Annotated in this window: 27 protein-coding genes; 9 read left to right on the top strand and 18 right to left on the bottom strand. The window is 75.7% G+C overall.

Features of this window, described 5'->3' with window-relative positions:
* The first annotated feature begins 163 nt into the window (after positions 1-163).
* The 4 genes from QMQ26_RS10690 (at position 164) to QMQ26_RS10675 (ending at position 3,863) form a co-directional block, all read left to right on the top strand.
* Complete coding sequence (locus QMQ26_RS10690) at positions 164-907, top strand: hemerythrin domain-containing protein (protein ID WP_100835923.1); 744 nt, start codon at positions 164-166, stop codon at positions 905-907.
* Positions 908-1,082: 175 nt separating this feature from the next.
* The gene (locus tag QMQ26_RS10685; protein ID WP_282205545.1) at positions 1,083-1,832 is read left to right on the top strand and encodes an acyl-CoA-like ligand-binding transcription factor; all 750 of its coding nucleotides are present in this window, start codon (positions 1,083-1,085) and stop codon (positions 1,830-1,832) included.
* A gap of 145 nt (positions 1,833-1,977) precedes the next feature.
* A complete protein-coding gene (locus QMQ26_RS10680; RefSeq protein WP_282205544.1) occupies positions 1,978-2,733 on the top strand; it encodes an SDR family NAD(P)-dependent oxidoreductase in 756 nt (251 codons plus the stop codon).
* 89 nt (positions 2,734-2,822) lie between these two features.
* Positions 2,823-3,863, top strand: a complete 1,041-nt coding sequence (locus tag QMQ26_RS10675) for an NAD(P)-dependent alcohol dehydrogenase (protein WP_100835921.1) — start codon at positions 2,823-2,825, stop codon at positions 3,861-3,863.
* A 79-nt stretch (positions 3,864-3,942) separates the two neighbouring features.
* On the opposite strand, the gene QMQ26_RS10670 is transcribed toward QMQ26_RS10675, so the two are convergent.
* Positions 3,943-4,416 (bottom strand): pyridoxamine 5'-phosphate oxidase family protein, encoded by a 474-nt coding sequence (locus tag QMQ26_RS10670; protein WP_100835920.1) that lies wholly within the window; start codon positions 4,414-4,416, stop codon positions 3,943-3,945.
* A 70-nt stretch (positions 4,417-4,486) separates the two neighbouring features.
* Between QMQ26_RS10670 and QMQ26_RS10665 the strand changes: the two genes are divergently transcribed.
* A complete protein-coding gene (locus QMQ26_RS10665) occupies positions 4,487-5,038 on the top strand; it encodes a DUF1697 domain-containing protein (protein WP_282205543.1) in 552 nt (183 codons plus the stop codon).
* Positions 5,039-5,061: 23 nt separating this feature from the next.
* On the opposite strand, the gene QMQ26_RS10660 is transcribed toward QMQ26_RS10665, so the two are convergent.
* The gene (locus tag QMQ26_RS10660; protein WP_282205542.1) at positions 5,062-6,141 is read right to left on the bottom strand and encodes a helix-turn-helix transcriptional regulator; all 1,080 of its coding nucleotides are present in this window, start codon (positions 6,139-6,141) and stop codon (positions 5,062-5,064) included.
* Between the two features lie 205 nt (positions 6,142-6,346).
* On the opposite strand from QMQ26_RS10660, the gene QMQ26_RS10655 reads away from it, so the two are divergent.
* Positions 6,347-6,745, top strand: coding sequence for a VOC family protein (locus QMQ26_RS10655; protein ID WP_282205541.1), 399 nt, complete (start codon positions 6,347-6,349; stop codon positions 6,743-6,745).
* Between the two features lie 7 nt (positions 6,746-6,752).
* On the opposite strand, the gene QMQ26_RS10650 is transcribed toward QMQ26_RS10655, so the two are convergent.
* From QMQ26_RS10650 to QMQ26_RS10630, 5 genes are all read right to left on the bottom strand, one after another.
* Positions 6,753-7,490, bottom strand: a complete 738-nt coding sequence (locus QMQ26_RS10650; protein ID WP_282205540.1) for a TetR/AcrR family transcriptional regulator — start codon at positions 7,488-7,490, stop codon at positions 6,753-6,755.
* A 101-nt stretch (positions 7,491-7,591) separates the two neighbouring features.
* Positions 7,592-8,338 (bottom strand): SDR family oxidoreductase, encoded by a 747-nt coding sequence (locus tag QMQ26_RS10645; RefSeq protein WP_282205539.1) that lies wholly within the window; start codon positions 8,336-8,338, stop codon positions 7,592-7,594.
* A 168-nt stretch (positions 8,339-8,506) separates the two neighbouring features.
* Entirely contained in the window at positions 8,507-9,469 is a 963-nt protein-coding gene (locus QMQ26_RS10640; RefSeq protein ID WP_282205538.1) for a DUF1152 domain-containing protein, read from the bottom strand.
* A 77-nt stretch (positions 9,470-9,546) separates the two neighbouring features.
* Positions 9,547-10,464, bottom strand: a complete 918-nt coding sequence (locus QMQ26_RS10635; protein ID WP_282205537.1) for a siderophore-interacting protein — start codon at positions 10,462-10,464, stop codon at positions 9,547-9,549.
* Between the two features lie 222 nt (positions 10,465-10,686).
* A complete protein-coding gene (locus QMQ26_RS10630; RefSeq protein ID WP_282205536.1) occupies positions 10,687-11,046 on the bottom strand; it encodes an arsenate reductase family protein in 360 nt (119 codons plus the stop codon).
* A 349-nt stretch (positions 11,047-11,395) separates the two neighbouring features.
* Here QMQ26_RS10630 and QMQ26_RS10625 point away from each other — a divergent pair, with 349 nt between their 5' ends.
* Positions 11,396-12,688 (top strand): PP2C family protein-serine/threonine phosphatase, encoded by a 1,293-nt coding sequence (locus QMQ26_RS10625; RefSeq protein ID WP_282205535.1) that lies wholly within the window; start codon positions 11,396-11,398, stop codon positions 12,686-12,688.
* 24 nt (positions 12,689-12,712) lie between these two features.
* Here the strand turns inward: QMQ26_RS10625 and QMQ26_RS10620 are convergent, their stop codons facing one another.
* The 9 genes from QMQ26_RS10620 to dacB all read right to left on the bottom strand — a co-directional run bounded on the left by QMQ26_RS10620 (position 12,713) and on the right by dacB (position 22,663).
* Positions 12,713-13,627, bottom strand: a complete 915-nt coding sequence (locus QMQ26_RS10620; RefSeq protein ID WP_282205534.1) for an ABC transporter substrate-binding protein — start codon at positions 13,625-13,627, stop codon at positions 12,713-12,715.
* Positions 13,628-13,946: 319 nt separating this feature from the next.
* A complete protein-coding gene (locus QMQ26_RS10615) occupies positions 13,947-14,519 on the bottom strand; it encodes a hypothetical protein (protein ID WP_282205533.1) in 573 nt (190 codons plus the stop codon).
* Positions 14,520-14,617: 98 nt separating this feature from the next.
* Positions 14,618-15,115, bottom strand: a complete 498-nt coding sequence (locus QMQ26_RS10610) for a hypothetical protein (protein ID WP_100835908.1) — start codon at positions 15,113-15,115, stop codon at positions 14,618-14,620.
* The gene (locus QMQ26_RS10605; RefSeq protein ID WP_100835907.1) at positions 15,112-16,875 is read right to left on the bottom strand and encodes an alpha/beta hydrolase; all 1,764 of its coding nucleotides are present in this window, start codon (positions 16,873-16,875) and stop codon (positions 15,112-15,114) included. The genes QMQ26_RS10610 and QMQ26_RS10605 overlap by 4 nt, the downstream gene beginning before the upstream one ends.
* A gap of 2 nt (positions 16,876-16,877) precedes the next feature.
* On the bottom strand, positions 16,878-17,219 hold the full coding sequence (locus QMQ26_RS10600; RefSeq protein WP_282205532.1) for a WXG100 family type VII secretion target: 342 nt from the start codon (positions 17,217-17,219) through the stop codon (positions 16,878-16,880).
* A gap of 253 nt (positions 17,220-17,472) precedes the next feature.
* Positions 17,473-18,939: a pyridoxal phosphate-dependent decarboxylase family protein gene (locus QMQ26_RS10595; RefSeq protein ID WP_282205531.1), complete on the bottom strand. Its 1,467-nt coding sequence runs from the start codon at positions 18,937-18,939 to the stop codon at positions 17,473-17,475.
* Positions 18,936-20,294, bottom strand: coding sequence for an MFS transporter (locus QMQ26_RS10590; protein ID WP_282205530.1), 1,359 nt, complete (start codon positions 20,292-20,294; stop codon positions 18,936-18,938). Before QMQ26_RS10590 ends, QMQ26_RS10595 begins: the two co-directional genes overlap by 4 nt.
* Entirely contained in the window at positions 20,291-20,908 is a 618-nt protein-coding gene (locus QMQ26_RS10585) for a TetR/AcrR family transcriptional regulator (protein WP_282205529.1), read from the bottom strand. Before QMQ26_RS10585 ends, QMQ26_RS10590 begins: the two co-directional genes overlap by 4 nt.
* 141 nt (positions 20,909-21,049) lie before the next feature.
* Entirely contained in the window at positions 21,050-22,663 is a 1,614-nt protein-coding gene (gene dacB / locus QMQ26_RS10580; RefSeq protein ID WP_282205528.1) for a D-alanyl-D-alanine carboxypeptidase/D-alanyl-D-alanine endopeptidase, read from the bottom strand.
* Positions 22,664-22,899: 236 nt separating this feature from the next.
* On the opposite strand from dacB, the gene QMQ26_RS10575 reads away from it, so the two are divergent.
* Positions 22,900-23,475, top strand: a complete 576-nt coding sequence (locus tag QMQ26_RS10575) for a TetR/AcrR family transcriptional regulator (RefSeq protein WP_100835900.1) — start codon at positions 22,900-22,902, stop codon at positions 23,473-23,475.
* Positions 23,476-23,692: 217 nt separating this feature from the next.
* On the opposite strand, the gene QMQ26_RS10570 is transcribed toward QMQ26_RS10575, so the two are convergent.
* Entirely contained in the window at positions 23,693-24,199 is a 507-nt protein-coding gene (locus QMQ26_RS10570) for an FBP domain-containing protein (protein WP_282205527.1), read from the bottom strand.
* A 304-nt stretch (positions 24,200-24,503) separates the two neighbouring features.
* On the opposite strand from QMQ26_RS10570, the gene QMQ26_RS10565 reads away from it, so the two are divergent.
* Entirely contained in the window at positions 24,504-24,977 is a 474-nt protein-coding gene (locus QMQ26_RS10565; RefSeq protein ID WP_282205526.1) for a DoxX family protein, read from the top strand.
* 176 nt (positions 24,978-25,153) lie between these two features.
* Here QMQ26_RS10565 and bglS read toward each other — a convergent pair whose 3' ends face one another.
* Positions 25,154-25,939 (bottom strand): beta-glucanase, encoded by a 786-nt coding sequence (bglS, locus tag QMQ26_RS10560; RefSeq protein WP_100835897.1) that lies wholly within the window; start codon positions 25,937-25,939, stop codon positions 25,154-25,156.
* Positions 25,940-26,047: the final 108 nt, after the last annotated feature.

Below are 26,047 nucleotides of genomic sequence, written 5' to 3'. Positions count from 1 at the left end.
CCACCGAGGCCCGTAAAACGCTCTGACCTGCCCATCAATCGGTCGTTCATTCGACCCTGATGGACTGTGGTCACCCTGGAGCCGTGGACCGGAGAACTGGACCGGGGCGGCCGCACCGCGGCCCCCGCTCCGGCCAGCCCCAGACCGTCGTGAAGAGAGCGCCATGTCCCGTCACCTGCTGCCCGTCGGCCCCGCGACCGCCCCTGCCCGACAGGACCAGGCACCCGCCGCGGCGGTCGAACCCGCCCGGGTGGTCGAGCCCCTCCCGTTCGCCGGCCTGCGCCTGGTGCACGCCGCCGTCCGGCGCGACCTGGCCCGCATCCCGCAGGCGCTGCGCCTGCTCCAGCCCGAGGACCGCGAGTCGGCCGACGCGCTCAAGCGGCACTGGGACTTCGTCACCGCCATGGTCACCTGCCACCACGAGCAGCAGGACACCCGGCTCTGGCCGGTGCTGCGCCGCTTCGCGCCCGAGCTGCGGCTGCTGCTCAACTGGCTGGAGTCCGACCACCACAACCTCGACCAGTGCTTCACCCGCACCACCACCCTGGTCGGCATCGCCACCCGCGACCCGGCCAGCGCCTGGCCGGTCTCCTACGCGGTCGAGGAACTGGCCGCCCGGGTGGAGACCCACCTGCGGATCGAGGAGCGCCAGCTGCTGCCCCGGATGGCGGGCGTCTTCCAGCCCGGCTCCCGGATCGGCACCCTGCCCGAACTGCTCGACCTGCTGCGGATCGCCGACGGCCCGTCCGCGTCCGACGCCCTGGTGTGGCTGCTGGAGGGCGTCCACCCGGAGCAGGTCGACCGGCTGCTCGCCGACTGCGACGACGAGACGGTCCGCCACTGGCCGCACTGGCGCGACACGTACGCCCGCTGCACCGACCGGCTGTGGGGGCCGACCGGGCAGTAGCCGGCCTCCGGGCTCCGGCCTCCGGGCTCTTGCCTCCGGGCTCCGGGCTCTTGCCTCCGGGCTCCGGGCTCTTGCCTTCGGGCTCCGGGCCCGGGCCGCGGGTCGGTCGTTCGAGCCGTGATGTCCCGGCGGGACTGATGTCCCGCCGGGACATTTTCAGGAGTACGGTGGGGCCATGAGCACCGACCGGTCCGCGCCGCACGCCGAGTCCGCGCCCGCCGACACCGTGGGCGTCCCCGGGCCGCGCGGCACCGAGGAACCCGCTGCGTACGACGCCGCCCCGCCCGGGGCGGGGCCGTCCGGGGCGGGGCCGTCCCGGGAGGAGCACGGGCGGCGCGACCGCAAGGCCCGCCGCACCCGCGAGGCGATGGCCGCCGCCGCGCTGCGCCTCACCCTGGCGCACGGCTTCGCCGCCCTCGCTGTGGAGGACGTCACGGACGCCGCCGACGTCTCCCGCCGCACCTTCAGCCGCCACTTCGGCTCCCGCGAGGACGCCGTCCTGGACTGCCTGCGCGCCGACTTCGCCCGGATCAACGAGGCGCTCGCCGCCCGGCCCGCCGCCGAACCGCCGGTCACCGCCTACCGGGCCGCCGTCGCCGCCTGGCTGCACGACCCCGACCCCGAGCACCCCGCCTGGCACCGCCGTCCCGGCATGCGCGACCTGTTCGTCCTGATCGACGAGGAGCCCGCCCTGACCGCCGCGTTCCGGCGGATCGCGGTCGCCGAGGAGGAGCGCTCGATCCGGCTGGTCGCCGCCCGGCTCGGCCTGCACCCGGAGACCGACCTGCGGCCCGCCGTCGCCGTCGGCCTCGGGGTGGCCGCCCTGCACGCCGCCACCCGCACCTGGGTGCGCGACCCCGCGGGCGACCTGCCCACCCTGCTCGACCGCGCCTTCGACCTGGCCGCGGCCGAACCCTCGGACTGACCGCCCCCGGACCGGCCGCCCCGGGCCGCTCCCGGGCCGCCCGACCCGGGCCGCCCGACCCCCGCAGACCACCCGCCGACCACCCGCCGGACGGGAACAGCACCACCCGCGCCCACCCGCGCGCGGCGTACGAGAGGAACCACCCATGACCACCCAGGAGTTCGCCGGCCGCACCGCCCTCGTCACCGGAGGCGCCTCCGGCATCGGCCTGGCCACCGCCACCCTGCTCGCCGAGCGCGGCGCCAACGTCGCCGTCGCCGACTACAACCTCGACGGCGCCCGCGCGGCCGTCACCGCGCTGGAGGCCACCGGCGCGAAGGCGCTGGCCGTGCAGCTCGACGTCACCGACCCGGCCTCGGTCGAGGCCGCCGTCCGCGCCACCGTGGACGGCCTCGGCCCGCTCAGCCTCGCCGTCAACAACGCGGGCATCGGCGGCCCGGTCGCCCCCACCGGCGAGTACGACCCCGAGGCGTGGCGCCGGGTGCTGGCCACCAACCTGGACGGCGTCTTCTACTCGCTGCGCTACGAACTGCCGGAGATCCTGGCGGCCGGCGGCGGCTCGGTCGTCAACATGGCCTCCATCCTCGGCACCAACGGCTTCGCCGGCTCGCCCGCGTACGTCGCCGCCAAGCACGGCGTGGTCGGCCTCACCAAGTCCGCCGCGATCGAGTACGCCCCGCAGGGCGTGCGGGTCAACGCGGTCGGCCCCGGCTTCATCGACACCCCGCTGCTCAAGGACACCGACCCCGAGGGCCGCGAGCTGCTGATCTCGCTGCACCCCGCCGGGCGCCTCGGCCGGGCCGAGGAGGTCGCCGAGCTGACCGCCTTCCTGCTGTCCGACCGGGCGTCCTTCGTCACCGGCAGCTACCACCTGGTCGACGGCGGTTACGCCGCCCGCTGAGCCACCGCCGGGGGATCGTCCGATCGTCCACGGGGGGATCGTCCACGGGGGTTCCGTTCCGGGGGTCCGCGCGCAGAGGAGCGTCGAACATGAAGGCAGTCCAGTACCGCACCGTCGGCGGCCACCCCGAGGTGGTCACCGTCCCCGATCCCGAGCCCGGCCCCGGGCAGGTCCTGCTCAAGGTCACCGCCGCCGGGGTCTGCCACTCCGACATCGCCGTGATGAGCTGGTCGGCCGAGCAGCTGCCGTTCCCGCTGCCGCTGACCCTCGGGCACGAGGGCGTCGGCACGATCGCCGCGCTCGGCGCGGGCGTCACCGGCTTCACCGAGGGCGAGTCGGTCGCCGTGTACGGCCCGTGGGGCTGCGGCAGCTGCGCCAAGTGCGCGGAGGGCAAGGAGAACTACTGCCTGCGCGCCACCGAACTGGGCATCCGGCCGCCCGGGCTGGGCGCGCCCGGCGCGATGGCCGAGTACCTGGTGGTCGACGACCCGCGCCACCTCGTCCCGCTCGGCGACCTCGACCCGGTCCGCACCGTCCCGCTCACCGACGCCGGGCTGACGCCGTACCACGCGATCAAGCGCTCGCTGCCGAAGCTGGTGCCCGGCTCCACGGCCGTGGTGATCGGCACCGGCGGCCTCGGGCACGTGGCGATCCAGCTGCTGCGGGCGATGACCGCGGCCCGGGTGATCGCGCTCGACGTCACCGAGGAGAAGCTCGCGCTGGCCCGCACCGTGGGCGCGCACGAGGCGGTGCTCTCGGACGGCGCGGCGGCCGGCAAGGTGCGCGAACTCACCGCCGGGCTGGGCGCGCAGGCCGTCTTCGACTTCGTCGGCGCCCCGCCCACCACGGCCCTGGCCGGGCAGCTGGCCGCCGTCGAGGGCGACGTCACCCTGGTGGGCATCGGCGGCGGCAGCCTGGCGGTCGGCTTCGGCGTGCTGCCGTACGAGGTCTCCGTCACCTCCCCGTACTGGGGCAGCCGCGCCGAGCTGATCGAGGTCCTCGACCTGGCCCGGGCCGGCGCGGTCGACGTGCACGTCGAGACGTACGGTATCGACGAGGCGCCGCTCGCCTACGAGCGGCTGCACGCGGGCAAGATCAACGGCCGGGCGGTGATCCTCCCCAACGGCTGACGGCCGGGTGCTCCCGTGGTCCCGCGGTCCCGCGGTGGTGGCCCCCGTCCTGGACGGGGGGCCACCGCCGCGCCGTGCGCTACCGGCGTTCGACGACCCGGACGGCCTCGCCCGGGCGCCAGCTGCTGATCACCAGGTGGTCGTCCGCGACCTCGGTCAGCACCGCCCCGGTGAGCTCCAGCCGGAACGCGTGGTACGGGCCGGGCGGCGGCCCGGGCAGTGCCGCCTCGTACGCCGCGATCTCCGCCGGGTCGGTCAACTCGACGGCGCGCAGCGAGAGTTTGGCGTCGCCGCCGACCATGTCGGTGCCGGGCCCGGGGTTGGAGTGCAGCGCGCAGCGGCCGTCCCGGCGCAGGTCGGCCGCCTTGACCGCGCCGGCCATCGAGCCGAGGAACAGCTCGGGCCCCTGGAAGTCGACCTCGGTGCCGCTCACCCGGGGCGAGCCGTCCCGGGTGAGGGTGGCGAGGACGTGGTGCTTGTGCGCCTCGAAACGGGCCCGGACCCGCTGGGCGAGGTCGGGGGCCTGCTGCTCGAACTCCTGCCAGGTCGTCATGGCGCGCAGTGTAGGCGGTGGGACCGACAGTTCCCGGGACGTGTCGGCGGCCCGGCCTACACTCGGCCGCATGGAGACCTACATCGCCTTCCTGCGGGCGGTCAACGTCGGCGGACGCACCGTGAAGATGGACCGGTTGCGGGAGCTGTTCGCGGGGCTCGGCCTGGAGGGCGTGCGGACGTACATCCAGAGCGGGAACGTGTTCTTCCGCAGCGCGGAGACCGACTGGGCGGCGCTGGCGGCCCGGATCGAGGCGGGCCTGGCGGCCGGGCTCGGGTACCCGGTGCCGGTGATGCTGCGGACGGTCGAGGAGGTCGAGGCGCTGCTCGCGCTCGACCCGTTCGCCGGGGTGGAGCCCGGCGAGGACAAGCGGCTGTGCGTGCTGTTCCTGTCCGAGCCGCTGCCGCCCGAGGTCGCGACCGCGCTGCCGGTCGCCTCGCCGAAGGGCGACTGGGAGCTGATCGGCGCCACGGCGGACGCGGCGTTCGTGGTGATGCACGTGCGCAACGGCCGGCTGAACGGCAACCCGGCCACCGCCTTCCCCGCGTCCTACGCCGGGCAGGCGACTTCGCGGTTCTTCCACACCACCGCGAAGATCGTCGCCGCGGCCCGCAAGGGCTGAGCGCCCCGGGGGAGCGGTTCGATTCAGCCGCCGGGGGGCCGGGCCGCGGCGGCGAGCCGTTCGGCCAACGCGGCGACCAGGCGGCGGAGTTCGGCCGGTTCCTCGATCGTGAACGGGCGGTCGATGGCCGCCAACGCGGCCGGGAGCCAGTCGAGTTCGGCGACCCGCAGTTCGACGTCCGACCAGCCTTCGGCGCCCGGTCCGCCCGGGTCAGACCCGCCCGGGTCAGACCCGCCTGGGTCCGACCCGTCGGAGTTCGGCCCGTCGAGGTCCGGCCCGTCGATCAGGGCCAGGCCGGGCGGCAGGTGCCGGTGGATGCGGTCGGCGTCCGCCCGAATCCGCAGCCGGACGCGGTGCCGGTGCGGGGCGGTGGCCAGTGCGTGCAGGACGCGCGCGGCCGGGTCCGGCCCGGCGGGCGGGTCGAAGGTGCCCGGCAGCGGGCGGGGCGCGGCCAGCCGGTCGAGACGGAACAGGCGCTCCGCGTCGGCGCCGGTGTCCCGCCCGGTCAGGTACCAGCGGCCCGCGTGCAGCACCAGCCCGTGCGGCTCGACGGCCCGTTCGCCGGTGCGGCCGTCCGCGCCGGTGTAGCGGAAGGCCAGCGGACGGCGGTGGCGCACCGCGTCGGCGACGGTCAGCAGCGCCGCCGGATCGGGCGCGGCGGAGGTGGCGGGGGCGGTGGTGGCTGCGGGGGCCGGGGGAGCGGGCGCGGGGGTGAAGGCCAGCGCCTCCAGCAGGGCGTCCAGCCGGTGGGCGAGCGGGCGGGGCAGCACCCGGCGGATCTTCGCGGCGGCCGTCTCGCCCGCGGTCGCGGACGCGGCGGACAGCCCCGCCCGCTCGGCGGCGACCAGGCCGAACAGGGCGGCCAGCGCCTCCTCGTCGGTCAGCATCAGCGGCGGCATCCGGTGCCCGGGCGCGAGCCGGTAGCCGCCGTACCGGCCGCGGACCGACTCCACCGGCAGGTCGAGGTCGACCAGGTGCGCGACGTACCGGCGGACGGTGCGCTCGTCCACCTCCAGGCGTTCGGCCAGCTCGGCAACGGTGCGGATGCCGCCGGACTGCAGCAGCTCCAGCAGGGTGAGCACGCGGGCCACGGGTCGGGTCATGCCGACGATTCTCCGCCCGATCCCTTCCCGATACCGGGCGTTTCCTGTCCGGTATTGCCGTTAGCGTCGGTATCGACCGCACCGGAACACCGGCCCGGACGCCGCTCCGCCCGCCTGCTCGCTTACTCGCCTGTCGGGCCCGGGGCGGAGCGGCACCGGGACCGGCCGCACCGGACCACCGCACCGACCGCACGGGAGCCCCCGCATGCACCTCGTCTCCGTCCGACTGATCACCGCCGACGTCGACCGCCTGGTCGCGTTCTACGAGCGGGCCACCGGCCTGACCGCCGTCCGGGCCACCCCCGACTTCGCCGAACTCCGCACGCCCGCCGGAACTTTGGCGATCGGCAGCACCCGTACCGTGCCGCTGTTCGCGCCGGGCTCGGCCGAGCCCGGCGCGAACCGCAGCGCCATCGTGGAGTTCCTGGTCGAGGACGTCGACCTGCTGCACCGCCGACTGGCCGACGGCGGAGCGGAGTTCGTCAGCGGGCCGACCACCCTGCCGTGGGGCAACCGCTCACTGCTGCTCCGCGACCCGGACGGCACGCTGGTCAACTTCTTCACGCCGGTGACGGCGGAGGCCCGCTCCAGGCAGTGGATCTGATGCGACGTCAGGGAAGCTGCGGCTGCTGGAGAGTGCGCAGCCACACCAGCAGCAGGGCCGTCTCCGCGTCGCCCAGCGGGCCGGTCCGCTGCTTCAACTGGGCCTCCAGGCGGCGGGCGGCGGCGGCGAGTTGGTCCTCCTCGGGGGCGGGCGCGGCGGCCGACTCGTCCAGGCAGGAGGCGAAGACCGCGTCCCGGACCCGGGTGGACAGCGCGGGGTCGCGGAAGCGGTCGGGCTGGGAGAGCAGGCTCAGGGTGACGCCGACGTTGGCCGCCAGGATGGCCTGCGCGGCCTGCTCGGCGGGGACGCGCAGCGCGCCGGCCGCCGCGCACCGCTCCAGGGTCCGCTTGAGCAACTCGAAGATCCGGGCGGCCGGTTCGGGCACCTCGGGCAGGACGGGCGAGAACATCAGCCGGTACAGCGCCCGGTTGGTGAGCGCGAAGTCCACGTGGTCGTCCCAGCCCGCGCGCAGGTCGGCGACCGGGTCGGCGGTGACCTCCAGGGCCCGCTTGCGGTCGATGTAGCGCTCGAAGCCGTGCGCGACCAGTGCCGTCAGCAGGCCGTTCTTGTCGCCGAACAGGCGGTACAGGACGGGCTGCTTGACGCCGACCGCCTCGCACACCGCGCGGGTCGACACGTCGTTGTCGGGGGACTCGTCGAGCAGGTCCTCGGCGGCTTCGAGCATCCGGGAACGGAGGTCGCCGGTCCCCCGGGGGGCGGTGCCGGTGCGGGTGGCGTCGTGCATGGCCTGTTCCTCGATTCCTCGCTGCCGGGCCAGCGTAGTGGAGGGCGCGGCGGCCCTCCGGGGCCGCTGCCGCGCGGCTCGGGGCGCGGCGGCGCGGCGGGTCAGATGATCCCGCCGTTGCTGCGGATGTTCTGGCCGTTGACCCAGCGGCCGGCCGGGCCGGCCAGGAAGGCGGCCAGTTCGGCGATGTCCTCTGGGGTGCCGAGCCGTTCGAGCGGGGGCTGCGCGGCCAGCCGGTCGACGGTGGCCTCGTCCTTGCCCTCCAGGAACAGCGGGGTGGCGGTGGGGCCGGGGGCGACCGCGTTCACGGTGATGTCCCGGCCGCGCAGCTCGCGGGCGAGCACCAGGGTCAGCGCCTCGACCGCGCCCTTGCTGGCCGCGTACGCGCCGTACGCGGGGAACTGGAGCCCGACCACCGAGGTGGAGAAGTTGATCAGTGCCCCGCCCCGGCGCAGCCGGCGGGCGGCCTGCTGGGCCACCACGAAGGTGCCGCGGACGTTGACCCGCTGCACCTCGTCGAAGTCGGCCAGGTCGAGTTCGGCCACCGGCGCCAGCCGCATCACCCCCGCGGTGTGGACGACCACGTCCAGCCCGCCGAACTCGGCCTCCACCAGGTCGAACGCGGCGGCCATGGCGTGCTCGTCCGCGACGTCCCCGCCGACCGCCACCGCCCGCCCGCTGGCCCCGACGACCTCCGCGACCAGCGCCTCGGCCTTGGCCCGGTTCCCGGAGTAGTGGACGGCGACGGGGTGCCCCGCGGCGGCCAGCCGCCGGACCACGGCCCGGCCGATGCCGCCGGAACCGCCGGTGACCAGGGCGACCCGGGTCGGTGCTTCGGTGCTGGACATGGCGCGAACCTCCGTCGTTTCGATGATCTGGCTCTGCTGTTGTCAACGATAACACGGACTCGTATCGACGCTACGGATCTGCTGTTATCGATGAAACGAAGGTGGTGGCAGCACCGATCCGCCACGCGGTGCCGCAGGGGCGGGGCGCCGCGGTGACCCGGCGGCGGGTCAGTGCGGGAAGGCGCGGGCGGGGCGCAGTCGGGGCAGTTCCTCGCGGAAGTCGGCGATCGCGGAGGCGATCTCCCGGGTCGTGGTGGTCCCCTCCAGCCGGTCCAGGTAGCGGTTCCGGGCGGCGAGCGCCTCGACCGTGACGCCGAAGTAGAGCGTCATCAGCGGGTTGACGAACGGCTCGCTGCCGGGAACGGGCTCGGCCGGCCCCGCGTCGCCGAACTCGCCGCGCAGCGCGGCGGCGACCGAACCCTGCACGATGCTGGGGCGTTCGGGGCACTCGTCGCGGGCGTGGGCGACGGCGTCCAGGTAGAGCGCGGCCTCGGGGGAGTCGGCGGGGACCGAGAACGCGCCCAGGTAGCCGCCCTCGCGTTGCAGCGCGGCCAGGTTCTCCAGCACCAGGCCGTGGCTGACGCCGTGGTGGGCGTCGATGCCGAACCCGAGGCAGGCGACCAGGCGTTGCGGCACGTTCCGGAGCCCGGCGACGGCGGCGAGCGAGGCCATGTCCTCCTCCGGGGTGCCGAGGCCGGCCTCGTCGCCGCGCATCAGGATGTCCGTCCCGCCGTCCACCAGCAGGATCGCGTCGATCCCGAGCCGCCGCACCAGGGCGCGGTAGGCCGCCCGCAGCGGTTTCACCCCGACCGAGGCGAACGCCCAGACGGTGTCCGGCAGTTGGTGCGCGCGCAGCCAGCGGGCCAGCGAGCGCTCGGGGAACTTCGGCTCGGCGGAACGGGTGTCCGGCGTGATCCGGGCCAGTTGCGGGCCCACCCAGGCCCCGCCGTCCAGGCCGTAGTGGTGGGTGAACGCCAGGTTCGCCAGGTGCACCTCGCGCCCGGCGGCCCGCAGCGCGAGCGCGATCGGCAGCCCCGCGTACACGTCGTGGCCGCCGCCGGCACCGGCGATCAGGACGCGTTCGGCGGTCAGCAGGCGGGTGAGCAGCGGCGGTTGGAGAAGACTCGTCACCCGCGGGAAGGTAGCAGCCGCCGGTGCGCGCCAGGGGCGGGCGCGGAGGAGGGTGACGGTGGTGCGGGCGGCCGGGCTCAGTTGCCCTGGAGCTGGCGGAGGGTCTCCTGGGCGTCGGCGAGGTCCTCGGGGGTGGGGGCGTCGTCCTGGGTGAGGCGGGTGCGCCAGTAGCCGGTGGAGTGGACGGTGGGGCGGGGGAGGCGGCGGTCCTCGATCAGGTGGCGGCGCAGGGCGCGGACGGTGGTGGCCTCGCCGGCCAGCCAGGCGGGACCGGGGGCGGGCGGGAGCTCGGCGGTGCGCAGGGCGGCGAGCAGGCGGGCGCCGTGGGGGGCGTCCCCGCGGTGGACCCAGTGGGCGGTCAACTCGCCGAAGCCGAGCAGGGGTTGCTCCTCCTCGGGGCTGGCCACCTCGATCCAGGCATGGGCCCGGGCATCGGCCGGCAGGGCCTCGACCAGGGTGCCGAGGGCGGGCAGCGCGGACTCGTCGCAGGCGAACAGCAGCGGCAGACCGCCGCCCAGCGGGAACGGGCGGGCGAACTCGGGGGAGGGCCCGAACATCGCCAGCACCTGCCCGGGCCGGGCCTGCGCGGCCCACGCGGCGGCCGGTCCGCCCGCCCCGGGCGCTCCGGCCGTCCCGGGCGCTCCGGCCGTCCCGGGCGCTCCGGCCGTCCCGGCCGTGCCGTGCAGGACGAAGTCGACGTCCACGGTGTGGAGTTCGGCGTCGTGGGCGCGCAGGGTGAAGGAGCGCATCCACGGGCGGCGGTCCTCGGGGACGGCGTGGCAGGCGTGGTACCAGCTCATCAGGTCCTGGCCCGGGGCCGGGACGGGGAGTTCCGGGGCGTCCTGGCCGGGGCGGGGGAAGTACAGCTTGACCTGCTGGTCGGGCCCGGCCAGGGCGAACCCGCCGGGCGGCAGCGCGAAGGTGACCCGGGCGGTCCGCGGCGTGGGCCGGTGCACCCCGGTGACGGTCAGACGGCGGATCGGCAGGTCGGACACGGTGCGCTCCCGGCAGGCTCGGGGAATGGACCGCCCCAGCCTGCCGGGGCCCGCTCACAGACCGCTGTCAGCCCGCTGTCACCGCCCGGGACGGGACCGCCCGCGGGCCCCGCGCGGGACTCCGGCGCGCCGGGCGTCGCCGTGCGGGGCGTCGCCGTGCGGGGCGTCGGCGCGCGGGCGGCAGCGTGCGGGCGTCGGCGTGCGGGCGTCACCGCAGGGGCGTCAGTGCGCGAGGACGTCCTTCAGCGCGTCCGGGGTGCGCCCGATCACGGTGTAGCCGTCGTCCGCGGTGATGATCGGGCGCTGGATCAGCGCCGGGTGCGCGGCCATCGCCGCCGTCCAGCGGGCCCGGTCGGCGTCCTCGCGGCCCCAGGAGCGCAGGCCCAGTTCCTTGGCCACGGCCTCGTCCAGCCGGGCCACGTCCCACGGCTCCAGGCCCAACCGGCCCAGCACCTCGGTGAGTTCGGCGGCCGTCGGCGGCTCGTCCAGGTAGCGGCGCACGGTGTAGTCCGCCCCGGCCGCGTCGAGTTCGCCCAGGGCGGTGCGGCACTTGCCGCACCGCGGGTTGATCCAGATTTCCATGGCCGCCCAGCCTACCGAGCCCGGCCCGTCCGCCACCGACACCCACCACCGACACCCACCGCCGCCGCTCACGGCCGATGCACCGGCAGGGTGGGCGTCGGCCCCGCCACGTGGCGGCCCCGCCACGTGGCGGGGCCGGACCGGAGCGCGTCGGACTGCTGCGGGGGCCGGCCCGCATTCCCGTGTCCACCGGCTTTCCCGGTGAACCGGCTCACAGCACGTCCCCCTGCCCGGCCGGAACAGGTCCAAGGTCCCGAACCGTCGGGACCTTGGCGGGCAGTGGCCGGGACCCGCCGCACCCCACGATGGAAGGAAGTCCGCACCCGTACCGGTCGTCCAGGAGGTCAGCATGGCAGCGTCGCCCGCCACCGCAGTCCGCAGCGCCGGCCCCATCCCGCGCCCGGCCGCCGCTCCGCCGCCGGAGAACGCCGCCGGGCACGGTCTCGGGAGCGGCATCGAGGACGGCGCCGGGAGCGGCATCCGGAACGGCGCCGGGAGCGGGGCCGGGAACGGCGTCGAGGACAGCGGCGGGAGCGGTGGCGGGAGCGATCCCCGGCAGGCCGGGGCGCGCTGGGAGGCCGCGATGGCCCGGGCGCTGCGGGTGCCCGTCTGGGTGCGGCTGCTGCCGGTCCTGCTGCTGGTCGCGGACCTGGTCCTGGAGTGGTCGATCCCCAGTTCCGTCGCGGCGGGCTTCCTGCTCACGGTGATCCCGGTGGTGGTCGCGTCCAGCGGCGGGTCCGGGCTGGTCGCCGGTTCCGCCGTCGTCACCGTCGCCCTCCAGGCGCTGCTCGCCCTGCGGGCCGGGCACCTGACCGAGCAGCACCACCTGTGGACCTACCTGGCCACCGTGCTGGCCGGCGCGATCGGTGCCGGGCTCGCCGCGCAGCGCCGCCGCCAGGCCCGCGACCTGGTCCGGATGCAGGTCGTCACCGACACCCTCCAGCACGCCGTGCTGCGCCCGGTCCCGGCCCGCGCCGGGGGCCTGCGCACCGCCGGGCTCTACCACCCCGCGCAGGCGGACGTCGGCATCGGCGGCGACCTGTACGAGGTGTGCGAGACCCGGTACGGGACCCGAATCCTGCTCGGGGACGTCCGCGGCAAGGGGCTGGACGCGGTGCGCACCGCCGCCGACGTGATCGGCGCGTTCCGGGTGGCCGCCCACGAGACCGCCGAACTCGGCGAGCTGGCCGACCAGTTGGACCGGCAGGTCGGCCGCGACGCCGAGCAGGGCGGCGACCGCGAGCTGTTCGTCACCGCGGTGCTGCTCCAGCACCGTCCCGGCTCCGCCGAGATCGACCTGGTCAACCGGGGCCACCTCGCCCCGCTGCTGGTGGCCCCGGGCAGCGTCGGCACCGTCCGCTGTGCGGAGGACCTCCCGCTGGGCCTGGGCCACCTCGCCGCCGGTCCGCCCGAGCCGCCCGCCACCGTCCCGCTGCCGCCCGGCCGGACCCTGCTGCTGCACACCGACGGCGTCACCGAGGCCCGCGACCGGACCGGCGCGTTCTACCCGCTGGCCGCCCGCCTGGCCACCCTGCCCGCCACCGACCCGGACGCCGTGGTCGCCTTCCTCGACCGGGACGTCCGCCGCCACGCCGGCTCCCTGACCGACGACGTGGCGGTGCTCGCCCTCACCCCCGCCTGAGCCCGCGTGTCGTGGGCGCCGGGCTCACGGCCCGTTGGTGACCGCGTTCTGGATCGCGCCGACCTGCAACTGGTGGTCGGCCAGCACCTGGTCGTAGGTGCCGTCGGTGATCAGCCGGTTCATCGCCCGCATCAGGACGTCGCGCAGCTGCTCGTCGTCCTTGCGCAGCGCGATGCCGAACGGGCGGGGCTGGAGCTGCGGGCCGCCGATCTGCAGGGTGCCGCCGTTGTCGACGGTCTGCACGGCGTACGTCGCCTTGGGGTAGTCGGTCATGTAGGCGTCCGCGCGGCCCTTGAGGTTCTCGATGGCGGCGTTGTCGCTGTCGGTCTCCATGACGGTCAGCGGCTTCCCGTTGTGGTCGCAGACCGTCTTCTGCCGGCTCACCAGGTCGGCGTGGGTGGTGCCCTTCTTGACCGTGACGGTGTGCCCGCACAGGTCGTCGATCTCGTGGATGTTCTGCGGGTTGCCCTTGTCGACGGCGATGCCGATGCCCGCCATGAAGTAGTCGACGAAGTCCACGCCCTCGTTGACCTGCTTGCCGTCCTTGTCGACGCCCTGCTCGCGCTCCCGGGTGTCGGTGATGCCGGACATCGCGATGTCGTACTTGCGCCCCAGCAGCCCGGGCAGCACGTTGGCGAACGGCCCGGCGTCCTGGAACTCCAGCCGGATGCCGAGCAGCGAGCCCAGCTTCTGCGCCAGGTGCGGGTCCAGCCCGTCCGGTTCGTTGCGGTCGTTGCGGTACACCACCGGCGCGGCGGTGAACGAGGCGCCGACGGTCAGCACCCCGGACTTGCGCACCCGTTCCGGCAGCAGCGCGCGCAGGTCCGTCGGCTGGCGCGAGTCACCGCCGATGCCGAGGACGCCGCAGCCGCTCAACAGCAGCACCCCGCCCATCACGGCGGCGAGCGCGGCGCGCCCCCGCCCGTCCAACTGAGCCATGTCGTCTCTCCCCGTGGTCGACGCGGAACACGACAAGCCCAGGGACGACGGACGGCACGGCGGCATGACGGCGGAACGCGGCATGGCGATACCGAGGAAGACCCCTCGGCCGGCCGCCGTTCCGGCTAGATCGTTCCGATGATAGCCAGCATGGTCACGACAGCCCACTGCCACCCGCCAACTACCGTCCGTCAGAACCGCGTTGACGCCCGATCAGCCCCCATCGGTCCCGTTTCGTCCCGCCGCCGCCCCCGCCGCCGCCCCCGGCCCGCCCGGTGCGGGCACGAACGGGCACGGACGGACGCGGACGGACGCGGGCTCAGGACCAGCCCGGGTCGTCGAAGGTCGGCATGGTGTCGGGGCCGCCGTCCGCGCCGGTGGGCAGCGGGCTGGGGGCGGGGCCGAACGGGGCGGTGGTGCCGGGGTCGGCGATCCAGGTGTCGGCCACCACGGTCACGTTGCCGGGGACGCCGATGGTGACCGTCACGCCGGTGCCGTCGGGGGCGGCGGCGCTCGCCTCGTACGGGGAGTCCGTGTCGTGCAGGGTGTAGCCGAGGCCCTTCCAGTACGTCCTGAGCTGCTCCAGCAGCCGCGGCTGGTGGGCGGCGGAGATCCTGGTCAGCACGTACCGGCGGAGCGTCAACTGCGCGGTGCCGTCGGGGTCGCGGGCCGCGTTCTCGTGCGGGACGGCCCGGAACGCGTCGTCGGCGTACCGCACCGCCGGGGTGAGCGCCCCGGTGGTGCCGTCCACCATCGTCTGCAACCGCCCCCGGGCGACGTCCAGCGCCACCGCCGGGCGCCGCGCCGTCCCGTCGTCCCCGGACGGGCCGCAGCCCGCCGCGCCCAGCACCAGCGCCAGCACCGCGACGGCGCCCGCCACCCGCAGCCTCATCCGACCTCCCGCTCCCCGCCGATTCCCGGTCCGCCCGGTGGTCCCGTCCGCACCGCCCGCCCGTCCGCACCGCCCCCGGCCGGCCGCTGCTTCCGACCCTAGACCGACCAGAACGGGTCCTGCCGCCGGGGCATGGTGTCCATCGACCCGTCCGGCCCGATCGGCACCGTGCTGTCCCCGCCGAACGGGTACGAGGTGTCCGGCGCGGCCAGCCCGTCGACCCGGGCCAGCAGCGTCCCGTTGCCCGCGAAGCCGATCCGGAACTCGGCCGTCCCGAACGGGGACTTCGCCCGCAGCACCGGCACCACCGGGTCGTCCTCGCCGTCCACCGCCCAGCCGCGCTCCCGCCAGGCCCGGCCCAACTGGGCGAGCAGCTCCGGGTAGCGGTGTTCGGCCACCCGGGTCAGCAGGTAGCGCCGCTTCTCCAGGTGCGCGGTGCCGTCCGGCTCGCGGGTGAACGCGTGCTCGTGGGAGACCGCGACGTACGGGCCGTCCGCCCAGACCACCGGCGGGGTGAGCGCGGCGGGCGCGGAGTCCAGCAGTTCGTCCACCGCGGCCCGTGCGGCGAGCAGGTCGCGCGCCAGGTCGTCGTTCATCGGTACTCCTGTCCGGACACCCGGTCGCCGTGGCCGGAGACGATCAAGCCCATGTTGCGCAGCGAGTGCCCGTCCCGGCCGTCGCCCTGGTTCCAGTAGTCCGAGTGCGACTCGAAGCCCAGCGGGCCGTCCGCGACGTCGAAGCGGTGCGCCCCGAACTCGCCGCTCGCCGGGTCCTGGCCGAACCACAGCTCGTGCGGGTCGCCGTGCCCGGCGATCTTGTCGCCGAGGAAGCCGCCGGCCACCGCGCCCAGCGGGCCGGCCAGCACCCCGCCGATGCCCGCGCCGATGCCGATGCCCTTCGCGTCGTCGTGGCTGGGCAGGTGGGAGACCGGGTCGTGCTCGGCCGCGCCCACCCAGACGTGGTCGGCGCCGACGCCCAGCTGGCCGGCCTGCTGCGCGCCGGTGCCGGGCGAGCCGACCAGGATGATGTCGTCCGCGGGGATGCCGCCGGGGCGCTGCGCGGCCTGGCCGACCGTGAGCGAGCCGTAGCTGTGCCCGAGCGCGGTCAGGTGCGCGGGCTGCCCCTCGTGCGAGGCGCGCAGGCCCTGCAGGAACTCCTGGTAGGCCGCGCCGCCCTGTTCGGCGCGCTCCTTCCCGGCCACCGCGAACATGTCCGGGCTGAGGCCCTTGACCTGCGGGGTGTCGTACCCCAGCCAGGCGATCGAGGCGGTGGAGCGGCTCGGGTCGAGGTCGTGCGCGGACTGCCACAGGTCGCGGGCCCGGTTGGCGTCGCCGCCGCCCATGTTCTTGACCTCGGTGTTCAGGCCCGGCACGTACGCCACCACGTCGTCCGCGGTGTCCGGGTTGCCGTAGGCGATCGCCGCCCGGCCCTGGCCCTGGTCGCCGATCACCATCAGGTACGCGGGGGGCTGCTTGCCGGTGTCGTCGCGGAGCCGGTCCTGGATCGCCCGGAAGCCCTCCAGCTTCTTCCGGTCCCCGTCGGACAGGTCGGTGCGGGAGGACAGGTCCTGGACCATCCGGTCCAGGGTGATCCGGTTGGCCTGGTCGCGGGCCGGGGTCGGCAGGCCGTCGCGGTTGCCGAGCTCGGCCGGGTACGCCCGGATCAGGCGCTGCTGCTCGTCCGGCGGCAGCGACTTCCACCAGGCGTTGACCTCGGACGGCGGGGCGTCCTGGCCCGGCATGCCCGCGCGGACCAGGTCCTCGGGGCCGCCGAACGGGTTGAGCGCGCCCAGCACCGCGCTGTTCAGGCGCATCGCGGCGGTGCCCGGGTCCAGGCCGGCGCCGGTCCGGGCGTCGTCGGTGTACCGGCGCAGGCGCTGGGCGGTGACCTGGTCGGCGTGCGCGGCCTCGGACAGCGCGTCGGCGATCCGGTCGCGCAGCTCGGTGCCCCGTCGGGAGCGGTCGGGGGCGTCGGGGTCGTGCCGTTCGGCGGCGCTCGGCGGCGGCCAGGAGACCCCGCCGTCGTCCGAGACCGCGAAGCCGCCCGCGTCCGCCTCGGCGAGCGCCGCCCGGAGCTTGGAGCGGGCCAGCAGGAACGCCTCCGCGCCCTCCCGCAGCACGGGCGCGATCCGGGCCAGCTCCAGGTGCGCGGCGGTCAGCTTGCCGGTGGTCCGGGCCAGCGACTGCCGGGCGCCGTCCGCGGCCCGGCCGCGCCAGCCGGAGTCGCGCACCCGGCCGTCCACCCCGTCCCGCCAGGTGTCGGTGTGGCCGGCGAACGCGGCGGCCAGCGAGGCGTACGCGTCGGCGGCGGTGAACAGCCGGTCCGGGTCCGCGTCGCGCAGCGTGGGGACGTCCATGCTCACCGCCCCGTCAGTCCGCCGGCCGCGTCCTGCTCGGCCCGGCGGTAGTTGGCGGCGGTCCGCCGCAGGTTGCCGCCCTGCCGGTCCATCTCGGCGGAGAGGCCGTCCAGCAGCCGCTTCCACTCGTCGGTGCAGGCGTTCAGCTCCCCGCCGGTCGTCCACCCGCGCAGCCCGGCCTCGGCGTCGTCCGACGCCCCCAGCACCCGCGAGGTCCCGCCGGGCACCTGCTCGGCGACGCTCCCCGCGGTCTGCCCCGCCCCGTCCAACTCGCCCGGCTCCACCTGGAACCCGTCGCCGCTGCCGCCGCTGCCGCCGCTGCCGTCCGGCCCCACGCTCAGCACGCCATCCCCCACCACCGGTGTCAGTCCGACCACTTGAGCGCGCCATGCTAGCGAACCGACCCGCCGCAACCGCACGCGTTCACCACATTCGCACCCCGCTCGCCCATCCGTCGCTTGGGCACCCCTTGGGGTTTCCTTTGCCGGATCGAGGTGCCGGATCGGGGTACCGGACCGGGCGAATCGCGACCGCCCCGCCGCGACCACCCGGTCCGGTGCACCGCCCCCTGCCCCTGGCGCGCCCGGGCCCCGACCGCTACGCGTCCAGGTAGGGGCTGTACAGCGCGGAGAGGAACCGGGTGGCGAGCCGGTCGCGCAGGTGCGGGGGGAGGCCGTCGAGGAGGCGGTTGACGCCGGCCATCCGGGTGGTGGAGCCGGGGGAGAGGTCGAGGCCGGTGGCCGGGAGGAGGGCGGCGAAGGTCGCGTCGTCCAGGGTGGTGAAGTCGAGCTGGTCGAGCAGGGCGAGGATCTCGGTGGGCGGTGCCACCGGCCCGCGCGCCCGGACGGCGGCGACGCTCGCGCGCAGGGCCGCGAGCAGGTCCTCGACGCCCTCCCCGCTGACGCCGGTGAGGGTGAGGTGCAGGCTGGCGGGCAGGCCGTCGACGCTCAGCTGGGGTTGCAGGAAGAAGCCGCGCTCGCGCGACTCGTCCGCCAACTCCCAGAGGTCCGGCGGCTCTTCGCCCTCGGTGCCGATCGCGACCAGCGTGGCGTCCGGCGAGCCGAGCACCCGCAGCCCGTCGATCTCCCCGACGCCCGCGATCAGCCGCCGGGTCGCGGCGAGCGCCGAACGCCCCAACTCCCGGTAGCCGTCCGCCCCGAGGGCCTGCAGGGTGGCCCAGGCCCCGGCCAGCGGTCCGGCCCCCTTGCTGCTCTGGACGGTGGAGTTGACCACCGGGTAGCCGGGCCACTGCGCGCAGGCGAAGTACGCGGCCAGCCGCATCGCCTGGTCGCGGAAGAGCAGCACGGAGGCGCCCTTGGGCGCGTACCCGAACTTGTGCAGGTCGCAGGAGAGCGAGGTGACGCCGGGCACCGACAGGTCGAACGGCGGGACCTCGGCCCCGGCCTCGGCCAGCCAGGGCAGCAGCCAGCCGCCCACGCAGGCGTCCACGTGGCAGGGCAGGCCGCGTTCGGCCGCCGCCGCGGCGATCGCGGCGACCGGGTCGACCACCCCGTGCGCGTACGAGGGCGCGGAGGCGACCACCAGCACCGTCCGGTCGGTGCAGGCCGCCGCCACCGCCTCCGGCACCGCCCGGAAGGTCGCCGGGTCGACCGGTACCGCGACGACCTTGACCCGCAGGTACGTCCCGGCCTTGAAGAACGCGGCGTGCGCCGTCGCGGGCACCACGATCTCGGGCTCGGCGACCTCGGGCCGGGCGTCCCGGGCGGCCTTGACGGCGAGCAGGATCGACTCGGTGCCGCCGCTGGTGAAGATGCCGGGCGTGCGCCCGTCCCCGCCGAGCCGGGCGGCGACCGCACCGACCACCTGCCGCTCCAGGGCGACGGTGCTCGGGAACGCGGTCGGGTCGAGGCCGTTGACCTCCAGCATGGCCAGGTACGCGCCCTCCGCGGCGGCCCGCACCTCGGGCCGCCCGGCGTCGTAGGTGTAGGCGGTGGTGCGCCCGCCACGGGTGGGCAGGTCGGCGGCGGTGAGGGCGCGCAGCTCGGCGAGCAGCTCCTCGGCGGGGCGGCCGACGGCCGGCAGCCCGTTCTGACGGTCCGTCACGGGAGTTCTCCAGCAGGCGAGTCGACGACAACGGCGGGGGAGGCGGCCCGCCGCCGCCCGTACGCCCGCAGGGCGGGCAACGAGGCCAGCATCAGCACGGCCGGGACCAGGCTGAAGCCGAGCAGGACGCCGGCCCGGGCGGTGGCGGTCTGCGCGACGGGGTGGTCGGTGGTGGAGGAGGCGAAACCGGCGGCGGCCAGCGCCAGCGAGAACAGCCCGGGCCCGGCGGCCAGCCCGGCCGTCTCGCCCGCCGTCCACAGGCCGGTGAACGCCCCGGACTGCAGGCGCCCGGTGCGCGCCGCGTCCGCGTGCACGGTGTCCGGCAGCAGCGACAGCGGCAGCACCTGGAGCGCCGCGTACGCCACGCCGAGCAGCGCGCACAGCACCAGGGTGGCGGTGACCCGCGCCGCCCCCGTCCCGGCGGTGGGCCACAGCGCGGCGGCGGCCAGCGCGAACAGCGCGGTCGCGGCGCCCAGGCAGCGCAGCCGGCCCCAGCGGGCCGCGGCCCGGCCCCACAGCGGCACGGCGACGGCGCTCGGCGCGACCAGGCAGACGAACAGCACCGAGGTCAGGCCGTAGCCGCCCAGCCAGTAGGTGGCGGTGTACGGGGCGGCGGCCAGCATGATCGCCACCGCGGCGGCCTGCAGCACGAACGCGCCCAGCAGCGCGAAGAACGCCCGGTTGCCGCGCGCGGTGCGCAGCGCGGCCCGCAGGCCGAGCGGCTCGGGGCCGGGCCGGGCGGCCACCCGGCGGGCGCCCAGCGCGGGCACCAGCAGCGTCGCCAGCAGCAGGACGGCGATCACCGCGCCCATCGCCGCGTACCCGCGCCGCCCGCCCCCGGCCAGCGACACCAGGGCGGGGGCCAGGCCGCCCGCGACCAGGATGCCGACGGTCAGGCAGACGATCCGCCACACCGTGATCCGGGTGCGCACCTCGGGGCGGTCCGACATCTCGGCGGGCAGCGCCACGTACGGGACCTGGAACAGGGCGAACGCGCTGGAGGCCAGCACGAAGGTGACGGCCACCCAGGCGGCGGCGCCGGCGCCGGTCAGCGGGGAGAGGAACATCGCGGCGAAGGCGACGGGCAGCGCGAGCGCGCCGGCCAGCAGGATTCGGCCGCGGCGGCCGGTGCGCAGCGCCTCCCGGTCGCTGGCGGCGCCGACGGTCGGGTTGAACAGCGCGTCCCAGGCCTTCGGCAGCGCGACGACCAGGCCCGCGACCCCGGCGGGCACGCCCAGCGCGTCGGTCATGAAGTAGAGCAGCAGCAGGCCGGGGACGGTCGCGTGGATGCCCGTCCCGACCGAGCCGAGCGCGTACCCGGCCAGCTCCCGCCGGCCTATGCCCCCGGCGCTCACGGCGTCCCCCCGATCCCCAGCTCGCGCAGCACCAGCGCGTGCAGGTGGGCCCGGAACCGGGGGACCTGCCCGCGGATCATCGACCGGCAGAAGCCGTGCACCGTCCACAGCACCGTCCACACCGCCAACTCGGCGCGCTCCGGCGGCACTCCGGGCAGCGCGGCGGCCAGCGCGTCGCGCACCGACTCCAGCAGCGGCCGGGTGTACTCCTCCTCCAGACCGCCGAACTCGGCGGCGTCCGCCAGCCAGCGCCGCATCCACAGCGCGGGCACGTCCGGCCGCTCCAGGCAGAAGTCCAGGTACCGGTCCGCGAAGGCGACCGCCGCCCCCGTCGGGTCCGCCCCCGCCCGCGCCCCGAACTCCCGCAGCGCCCCCGCCACCGCCGCCCGCTCGGCCTCGTGCGCCCGCCGCATCACCTCGCGGTACAACTCGCCCTTCCCGCCCACGTGGTACGCGACGGTGGCGACGTTCAACCCGGCGGCGGCGGCGATCGTCCGGGTGGTCGTCCCGTCGTACCCGCGCTCCGCGAACAGCGCGGTCGCCGCCGCGACGATCCGCTCCCGACTCAGGTCGGCCTGGCTCTGCGGCGCGCTCGGCGCCGGTGGCTCGGTCATGGCGGGGAGCGTACGCGCGCCACCTGCGTCAATCAACCGTTTGATGGATGACAGTCGCATGAAATCCGCAGCCGCCGAAAACCGCCCCGGACCCCGCCGCGCGGTGCGGCGGGGTCCGGGGCGGGAAGGGCTCGGCGGGGTTCAGCAGTGGGCGACGGCCTCGCAGTCCTCCCAGCGGGTGCCGGGGTAGCCGTCGTCCGTGGCCGGGGCGCTCAGTGACCTGGCCTTCTGCTGCGGGGCGCCGGCCGCGGGCGTCGTGGCGGGGCCGGTGGCCAGGCGGACGGCGATCGCGTCCAGGACCGGGCGGGGGCTGGTGCCGGCGAAGTCGTTGATCAGTACGGCGAAGACCAGGCGGCGGCCGTCGGGGGCGGTGGCGTAGCCGACCAGGTTGTCGACGCCGCCCATCGAGCCGCTCTTGGCGTGCACGTTGTTCGCGGCCTTTGTGCCGGTCATCCGGGTGGCCAGCGTGCCGCCGACCATCCGCTGCGGGTTGCCGGCCACCGGCAGGGCGTCGTACCAGGCGCCGAACCAGGGCCGGTCCTGGACCAGCCGGAGCAGGTCGGCCAGCTTGGCCGGGGTGATCAGGTCGTAGCGGGACAGGCCGGAGCCGTCGACCTGCCGCCCGGCGGGGGTGCCCAGCCCGTTGGCCTTCAGGAACGCCTGGACCTGGGCGATGCCGGTCGCCCAGTCGCCGCGGCCGCCCTTGACCTTGCCGATCTCCTTGGTCAGGTGCTCGGCCATGCCGTTGTTGCTGACCTTCAGCATCGGGACGACCAGCTCGGCGAGGGTCTGCGACCGGTGCGAGACCAGCGGCTGCGAGCCCTCCTGCCCGGTCGCCGCCTGCGCGCCGCCGTGCGCCACCCGCACGCCGTGCCGGGCCAGCGCGCCCGCGAACACCCGGCCCGCGTACGTCGACGGGTCCTCGACCGTCACCCAGGAGGTGACCGGCGCGGCCCCGGCCGCGATGCTGCCGGACAGCGCCAGCTCGTTGCTGCCGCGCCCGCGGTCCACCCCGACGGACGAGCCGCTGCCCGCCGCGCCGGTGGCCACCGACCCGGCGAACGCCATCGGCGCCTCGGCCGGGTTCAGGGTGACCTTCGCCGCCTGCCCGGCGGCCGCGCCCGGCGCGACCGTCACCTGCACGGTGTCCATCAGGTACTCGGGGTCGTTGGCGACCGTCAGCCCGGATATCTGCGGGCTGTACGAGTACGGCTCGTCGTCCCAGGCCCAGCCGGGGCCGAGCGGCGTGCTGTCGTAGCGGGTGCCGTCGGCCAGCACCCGGCCGGTGACGGTGGTGATCCCGGACGCCGCGACCTGCGTGGCCAGGTCGTCGAGGTCCTGCACCAGCAGGGTGGGGTCGCCGCCGCCGCGCAGCACCAGGTCGCCGACCACCTTGGAGCCGTACCGGCTGCCGGTGGTGCGCACCTCGGTGGTGAACCGGTAGTCCGCGCCGAGCAGGTCGAGCGCGGCGGTGGAGGTCACCGTCTTCAGGGTGGACGCCGGGGTGAGCAGCGCCTGCGGCTGCCGGGCGTACAGCACCTGCCCGGTGGCGGCGTCCAGCACCTCGACGCCGGTCTGGGCGTTGGCCAGCCGGGAGTCGGACAGCAGGGCGTCGAGGTCGGCGGTCAGGGTGGCGTCGGCCGGGGCCGGGTCGTCGGCCTGGGCGGAGCCGGCGAGCAGGGAGGCGGCGAGGACCGCGGCGGCCAGCGGCAGGCCGCGGCGGTACCGGCGGTGGCGGGGCGGGCGTCCGGGCAAGGGTGCTCCAGGGTGCGGATCGGCCGGGGACGCACGTCACCCGCGCCCCCGTTTTGGCATGAACATTACCATTTGCCGGGGCGTCAGTTGATCTCTCCCCGGCCCTGCGGAACCCCGGCCGTACTGCCCGCGCCGACGTCCCCACCCCGTACCGACGCGTCGGCGCCGGAAAAGGTCGCACCCGAATCCCGATAAACTGGCCACCCGCTCGAAGAGCCACGCACAGGACGGGGAACATGGCTGCGCACGCTGGGCTGACGGTCGAACGCATCACCCGCGCCGCCGCCGAACTCGCCGACCAGGTCGGCATCGAGAAGGTCACCGTCTCCGCGCTGGCCCGCCGGTTCGGGGTGAAGGACGCCAGCTTCTACTCGCACGTCAAGAACCTCCAGGAGATCCGGGTCCGGGTCGCCCTGCTGGCCTCCGACGAGCTGAACCAGGCCCTGGCCGCCGCCATCGCCGGCCGCTCCGGCGGCGAGGCGCTGACCGCCTTCGCGGACGCCTACCGGCACTACGCGCTGGCCCACCCCGGCCGCTACGCCGCCACCCAACTGCCGCTGAATCCCGAGCAGTTCACCGATACCGCAGTGTTCGCCCGGAGCATCGAACTGACCTACGCGGTGATGCGCCACTACCGCCTCGACGAACCCGACCTGACCGACGCCGCCCGCCTCCTGCGCAGCACCTTCCACGGCTTCATCGGCATCGAGAGCGCCGGCGGCTTCAACCACCCGCGCGCCGCCGCCGACTCCTGGCGGCGCATCACCACCGGCCTGCACCACCTCCTGGAGAACTGGCCCCCGGCCCGCTGACCCCTGCGCGCCGCCGCCGCCTCAACTCCCTTCCTCCGCCCGGACGTTCGCCGCCGGACCGTCCGCCACGGCGCCGATCAACGGGGCGAGCGCCCCCACCCCGAACACCAGCGCCGCCCGCACCAGCGCAGGCCGCACCACCTGCCGTCGACGGGCGTCCGCGCCGCCGGAGCGCCCGTCCCCGCCCTCGCCTCCGCCCCCGCCCTCGCCCCGCCGCTCACGGCCGCACCACCCGGGCCAGGAACGCGGCCAGGTTCACCCGGACCCGGGCGATCCGCTCCTCGGTGCCCAGGCTCTCCCGCATCCGCGCCCCGCCCGCCGACGCCCGCCGGCGCCCCCGCACGTACAACGAGCACGCCAGGTCGCCGCAGAAGTACTCGCCCGCCGACGCGTACTCCTCCCCGGACGGCCGCCCCGCCTTCCGCGCCGTCAGCAGCGCCACCCCGGACGCCGCGTGCACCGTCAGGCAGATCGAGCACATGGCCCCCTGCCGGGCCCCGGCCCCCGCCCGCTGCGCCCGCCGCAGCGTGACGCCCACCAGTCGCCCGCCGTACTCGGCCACCAGGTACCCCCGGTCGGGGGCCCCGGGGTCCCGCCACCCCAGGAAGTCCAGCTCCTCCCAAGGCAGTTCGGCCAGGCCCCGGGGCAGCGCGAGCCGACTCGCCTCGCCCTTGGTGCAGTTGACGAACGACGCCCGGATCACCGGTTCGGTCAGCGCTTTCATGACGCCTCTCTCCCTCTCCCGCCCCCACTCGTGCCTAGACGCCCTAGGCAGAAGCCAAGTTAGCCTAGGGAGCCCGCCCCGCCAAGCCGATTCCCCCCGTCGCCCGTCCGTCGCCCGCCCATCACCCACCCGTCGGCGCGCCCGTCGGCCCCGCCCGACCGCTCCGGTGTGCGAGCGGCCCGTGGCCGTCCGTTTGTGGAGAATTCGCAAGGGTGGTTGCGCCTTCAATCAAAAATAGGTGAGGCTAACCTAAGTTTCTGTTGTGAACGCGCCGAACGCGTCGCATGCGCCCATGGAGGCCCCCATGTCCCCGTCCGCTCCCCACCACACGGTCGAAGCGGCCCGCCCCTACCTCGTCGGCCTGACCCGCGCCGTGACCGGCCTGCTCTTCGCCTGCCACGGCGCGGCCTCGCTGTTCGGCGTCCTGGGCGGCGCCAAGGGCGGCGGCACGGTGGAGGCGCTGTCCTGGCCCGGCTGGTACGCGGCCGTCATCCAACTCGTCGGCGGCACCCTGGTCCTGCTCGGCCTCGGCACCCGGACGGCCGCCGTGGTCTGCTCCGGCTCGATGGCCTACGCCTACTTCTCCGTCCACCAGGAGAACGGCCTGCTCCCGATCCAGAACGGCGGCGAGAGCGCCGCCCTCTTCGCCTGGGCCTTCCTGCTCCTCGCCGCCACCGGCCCCGGCGCCCTCGCCCTCGACGCCCTCCTCCCGACCCGCCGCCGCACCGGCACCCCGGAGCCCGCCACCGCCCCGGACCCGGCCGCCGCCACCGCCTGACCCCGGCCCGCCCGGCCGCGAACGCGCGGACGCACGGGCACGCGGACGCACGGGCACCCGAACGCGCGGGCACCCGGACGCACGGGCACCCGAACGCGCGAACGCCGTCCGGCGCGGGGTGGGGGACCCCGCGCCGGACGGCTCACCGTCCTACCGCTTCAATGCCGCACCGGCGCTCAGTACTTGGTGTACTTCATCCAGTCGTAGCGGGCGGTGAGCGGCGTGCCCGGGTAGGTGAAGGGGCTGAGCCAGCTGTCGACCCCGGTGCCGGGCCACAGGTTGGCGATGAGCCGCATCGGGTGGGTGGGCAGGGCGCCGCGCGAGCCGTTCTCCTGGTGGACGAGCTTGCCGTCGACGAACCAGTTGACGGTGCCCTGGTTCCACCACTCGATGGCGTAGTCGTGGTACCCGGCGGAGGCGTCGAAGCCGAGGTTGATGACGGTCTCGTGGCCGCCGACGCCGTTGGTGAAGTAGTTGGTCTGGAGCTGGGTCGGGTTCTTGCCGAGGATCTCGACGTCGATCTCGTCCCAGGGCTGGTTGTCGCTCGGCCCGGTGTAGGTGAAGAACCCGGTGACCGTGCCCGGGTTCTTCACCGCCTGGAGCCGGGCCTCGAAACGCCCGTACGAGAACAGGTCGTTGGAGCGGAACTCGCCGGAGGCGTAGGGCCGGCCGGAGCAGCCACTGGGGCAGGTGGCGGTGTCGAGGTTCTCGCCCATCACGCCGCCGTTGAACCAGACGTGGTCGGCGCGCCAACCGGCGTTGAACATGCCGCCGTTGGTCCAGCCGTCGGCCTTGTGCCAGCGGCCGGTGTCGAAGGAGTCGAAGTTGTCGGTGAAGCTGCCGCCGATGGCGGCGTTGGCGGCGGGGCTGGCGATCGGGCTGACGGTCAGCGCGAGCGCGGCGAGCGGAGCGAGCAGCCAGCGACGGCCGCGGGACCGACGGGAGCGTGCAGAGGGTCGCATGGTGGGCCTCCTCGGGGCACGGATGGGTGGGGGTGGTGCCTTGTGGTGCCGGTGGTGCGCCGCGCACGGGCGACGGTGGGGGCTGTCACGGCGTGCGCGGAACTCTGG

Origin of the sequence: Kitasatospora fiedleri (assembly GCF_948472415.1) — a bacterium.
Classification (GTDB): domain Bacteria; phylum Actinomycetota; class Actinomycetes; order Streptomycetales; family Streptomycetaceae; genus Kitasatospora; species Kitasatospora fiedleri.
The sequence above is the reverse complement of the archived record's forward strand: the minus strand, read 5'-3'. Positions and strand labels throughout refer to the sequence as shown.

Bases quoted from the DNA above. Each gene is read 5' to 3' on its own strand.
- QMQ26_RS10690 (WP_100835923.1), top strand. From the start codon at position 164: ATGTCCCGTCACCTGCTGCCCGTCGGCCCCGCGACCGCCCCTGCCCGA.
- QMQ26_RS10685 (WP_282205545.1), top strand. From the start codon at position 1,083: ATGAGCACCGACCGGTCCGCGCCGCACGCCGAGTCCGCGCCCGCCGAC.
- QMQ26_RS10680 (WP_282205544.1), top strand. From the start codon at position 1,978: ATGACCACCCAGGAGTTCGCCGGCCGCACCGCCCTCGTCACCGGAGGC.
- QMQ26_RS10675 (WP_100835921.1), top strand. From the start codon at position 2,823: ATGAAGGCAGTCCAGTACCGCACCGTCGGCGGCCACCCCGAGGTGGTC.
- QMQ26_RS10670 (WP_100835920.1), bottom strand. From the start codon at position 4,416: ATGACGACCTGGCAGGAGTTCGAGCAGCAGGCCCCCGACCTCGCCCAG.
- QMQ26_RS10665 (WP_282205543.1), top strand. From the start codon at position 4,487: ATGGAGACCTACATCGCCTTCCTGCGGGCGGTCAACGTCGGCGGACGC.
- QMQ26_RS10660 (WP_282205542.1), bottom strand. From the start codon at position 6,141: ATGACCCGACCCGTGGCCCGCGTGCTCACCCTGCTGGAGCTGCTGCAG.
- QMQ26_RS10655 (WP_282205541.1), top strand. From the start codon at position 6,347: ATGCACCTCGTCTCCGTCCGACTGATCACCGCCGACGTCGACCGCCTG.
- QMQ26_RS10650 (WP_282205540.1), bottom strand. From the start codon at position 7,490: ATGCACGACGCCACCCGCACCGGCACCGCCCCCCGGGGGACCGGCGAC.
- QMQ26_RS10645 (WP_282205539.1), bottom strand. From the start codon at position 8,338: ATGTCCAGCACCGAAGCACCGACCCGGGTCGCCCTGGTCACCGGCGGT.
- QMQ26_RS10630 (WP_282205536.1), bottom strand. From the start codon at position 11,046: ATGGAAATCTGGATCAACCCGCGGTGCGGCAAGTGCCGCACCGCCCTG.
- QMQ26_RS10625 (WP_282205535.1), top strand. From the start codon at position 11,396: ATGGCAGCGTCGCCCGCCACCGCAGTCCGCAGCGCCGGCCCCATCCCG.
- QMQ26_RS10620 (WP_282205534.1), bottom strand. From the start codon at position 13,627: ATGGCTCAGTTGGACGGGCGGGGGCGCGCCGCGCTCGCCGCCGTGATG.
- QMQ26_RS10615 (WP_282205533.1), bottom strand. From the start codon at position 14,519: ATGAGGCTGCGGGTGGCGGGCGCCGTCGCGGTGCTGGCGCTGGTGCTG.
- QMQ26_RS10610 (WP_100835908.1), bottom strand. From the start codon at position 15,115: ATGAACGACGACCTGGCGCGCGACCTGCTCGCCGCACGGGCCGCGGTG.
- QMQ26_RS10605 (WP_100835907.1), bottom strand. From the start codon at position 16,875: ATGGACGTCCCCACGCTGCGCGACGCGGACCCGGACCGGCTGTTCACC.
- QMQ26_RS10585 (WP_282205529.1), bottom strand. From the start codon at position 20,908: ATGACCGAGCCACCGGCGCCGAGCGCGCCGCAGAGCCAGGCCGACCTG.
- QMQ26_RS10575 (WP_100835900.1), top strand. From the start codon at position 22,900: ATGGCTGCGCACGCTGGGCTGACGGTCGAACGCATCACCCGCGCCGCC.
- QMQ26_RS10570 (WP_282205527.1), bottom strand. From the start codon at position 24,199: ATGAAAGCGCTGACCGAACCGGTGATCCGGGCGTCGTTCGTCAACTGC.
- QMQ26_RS10565 (WP_282205526.1), top strand. From the start codon at position 24,504: ATGTCCCCGTCCGCTCCCCACCACACGGTCGAAGCGGCCCGCCCCTAC.
- bglS (WP_100835897.1), bottom strand. From the start codon at position 25,939: ATGCGACCCTCTGCACGCTCCCGTCGGTCCCGCGGCCGTCGCTGGCTG.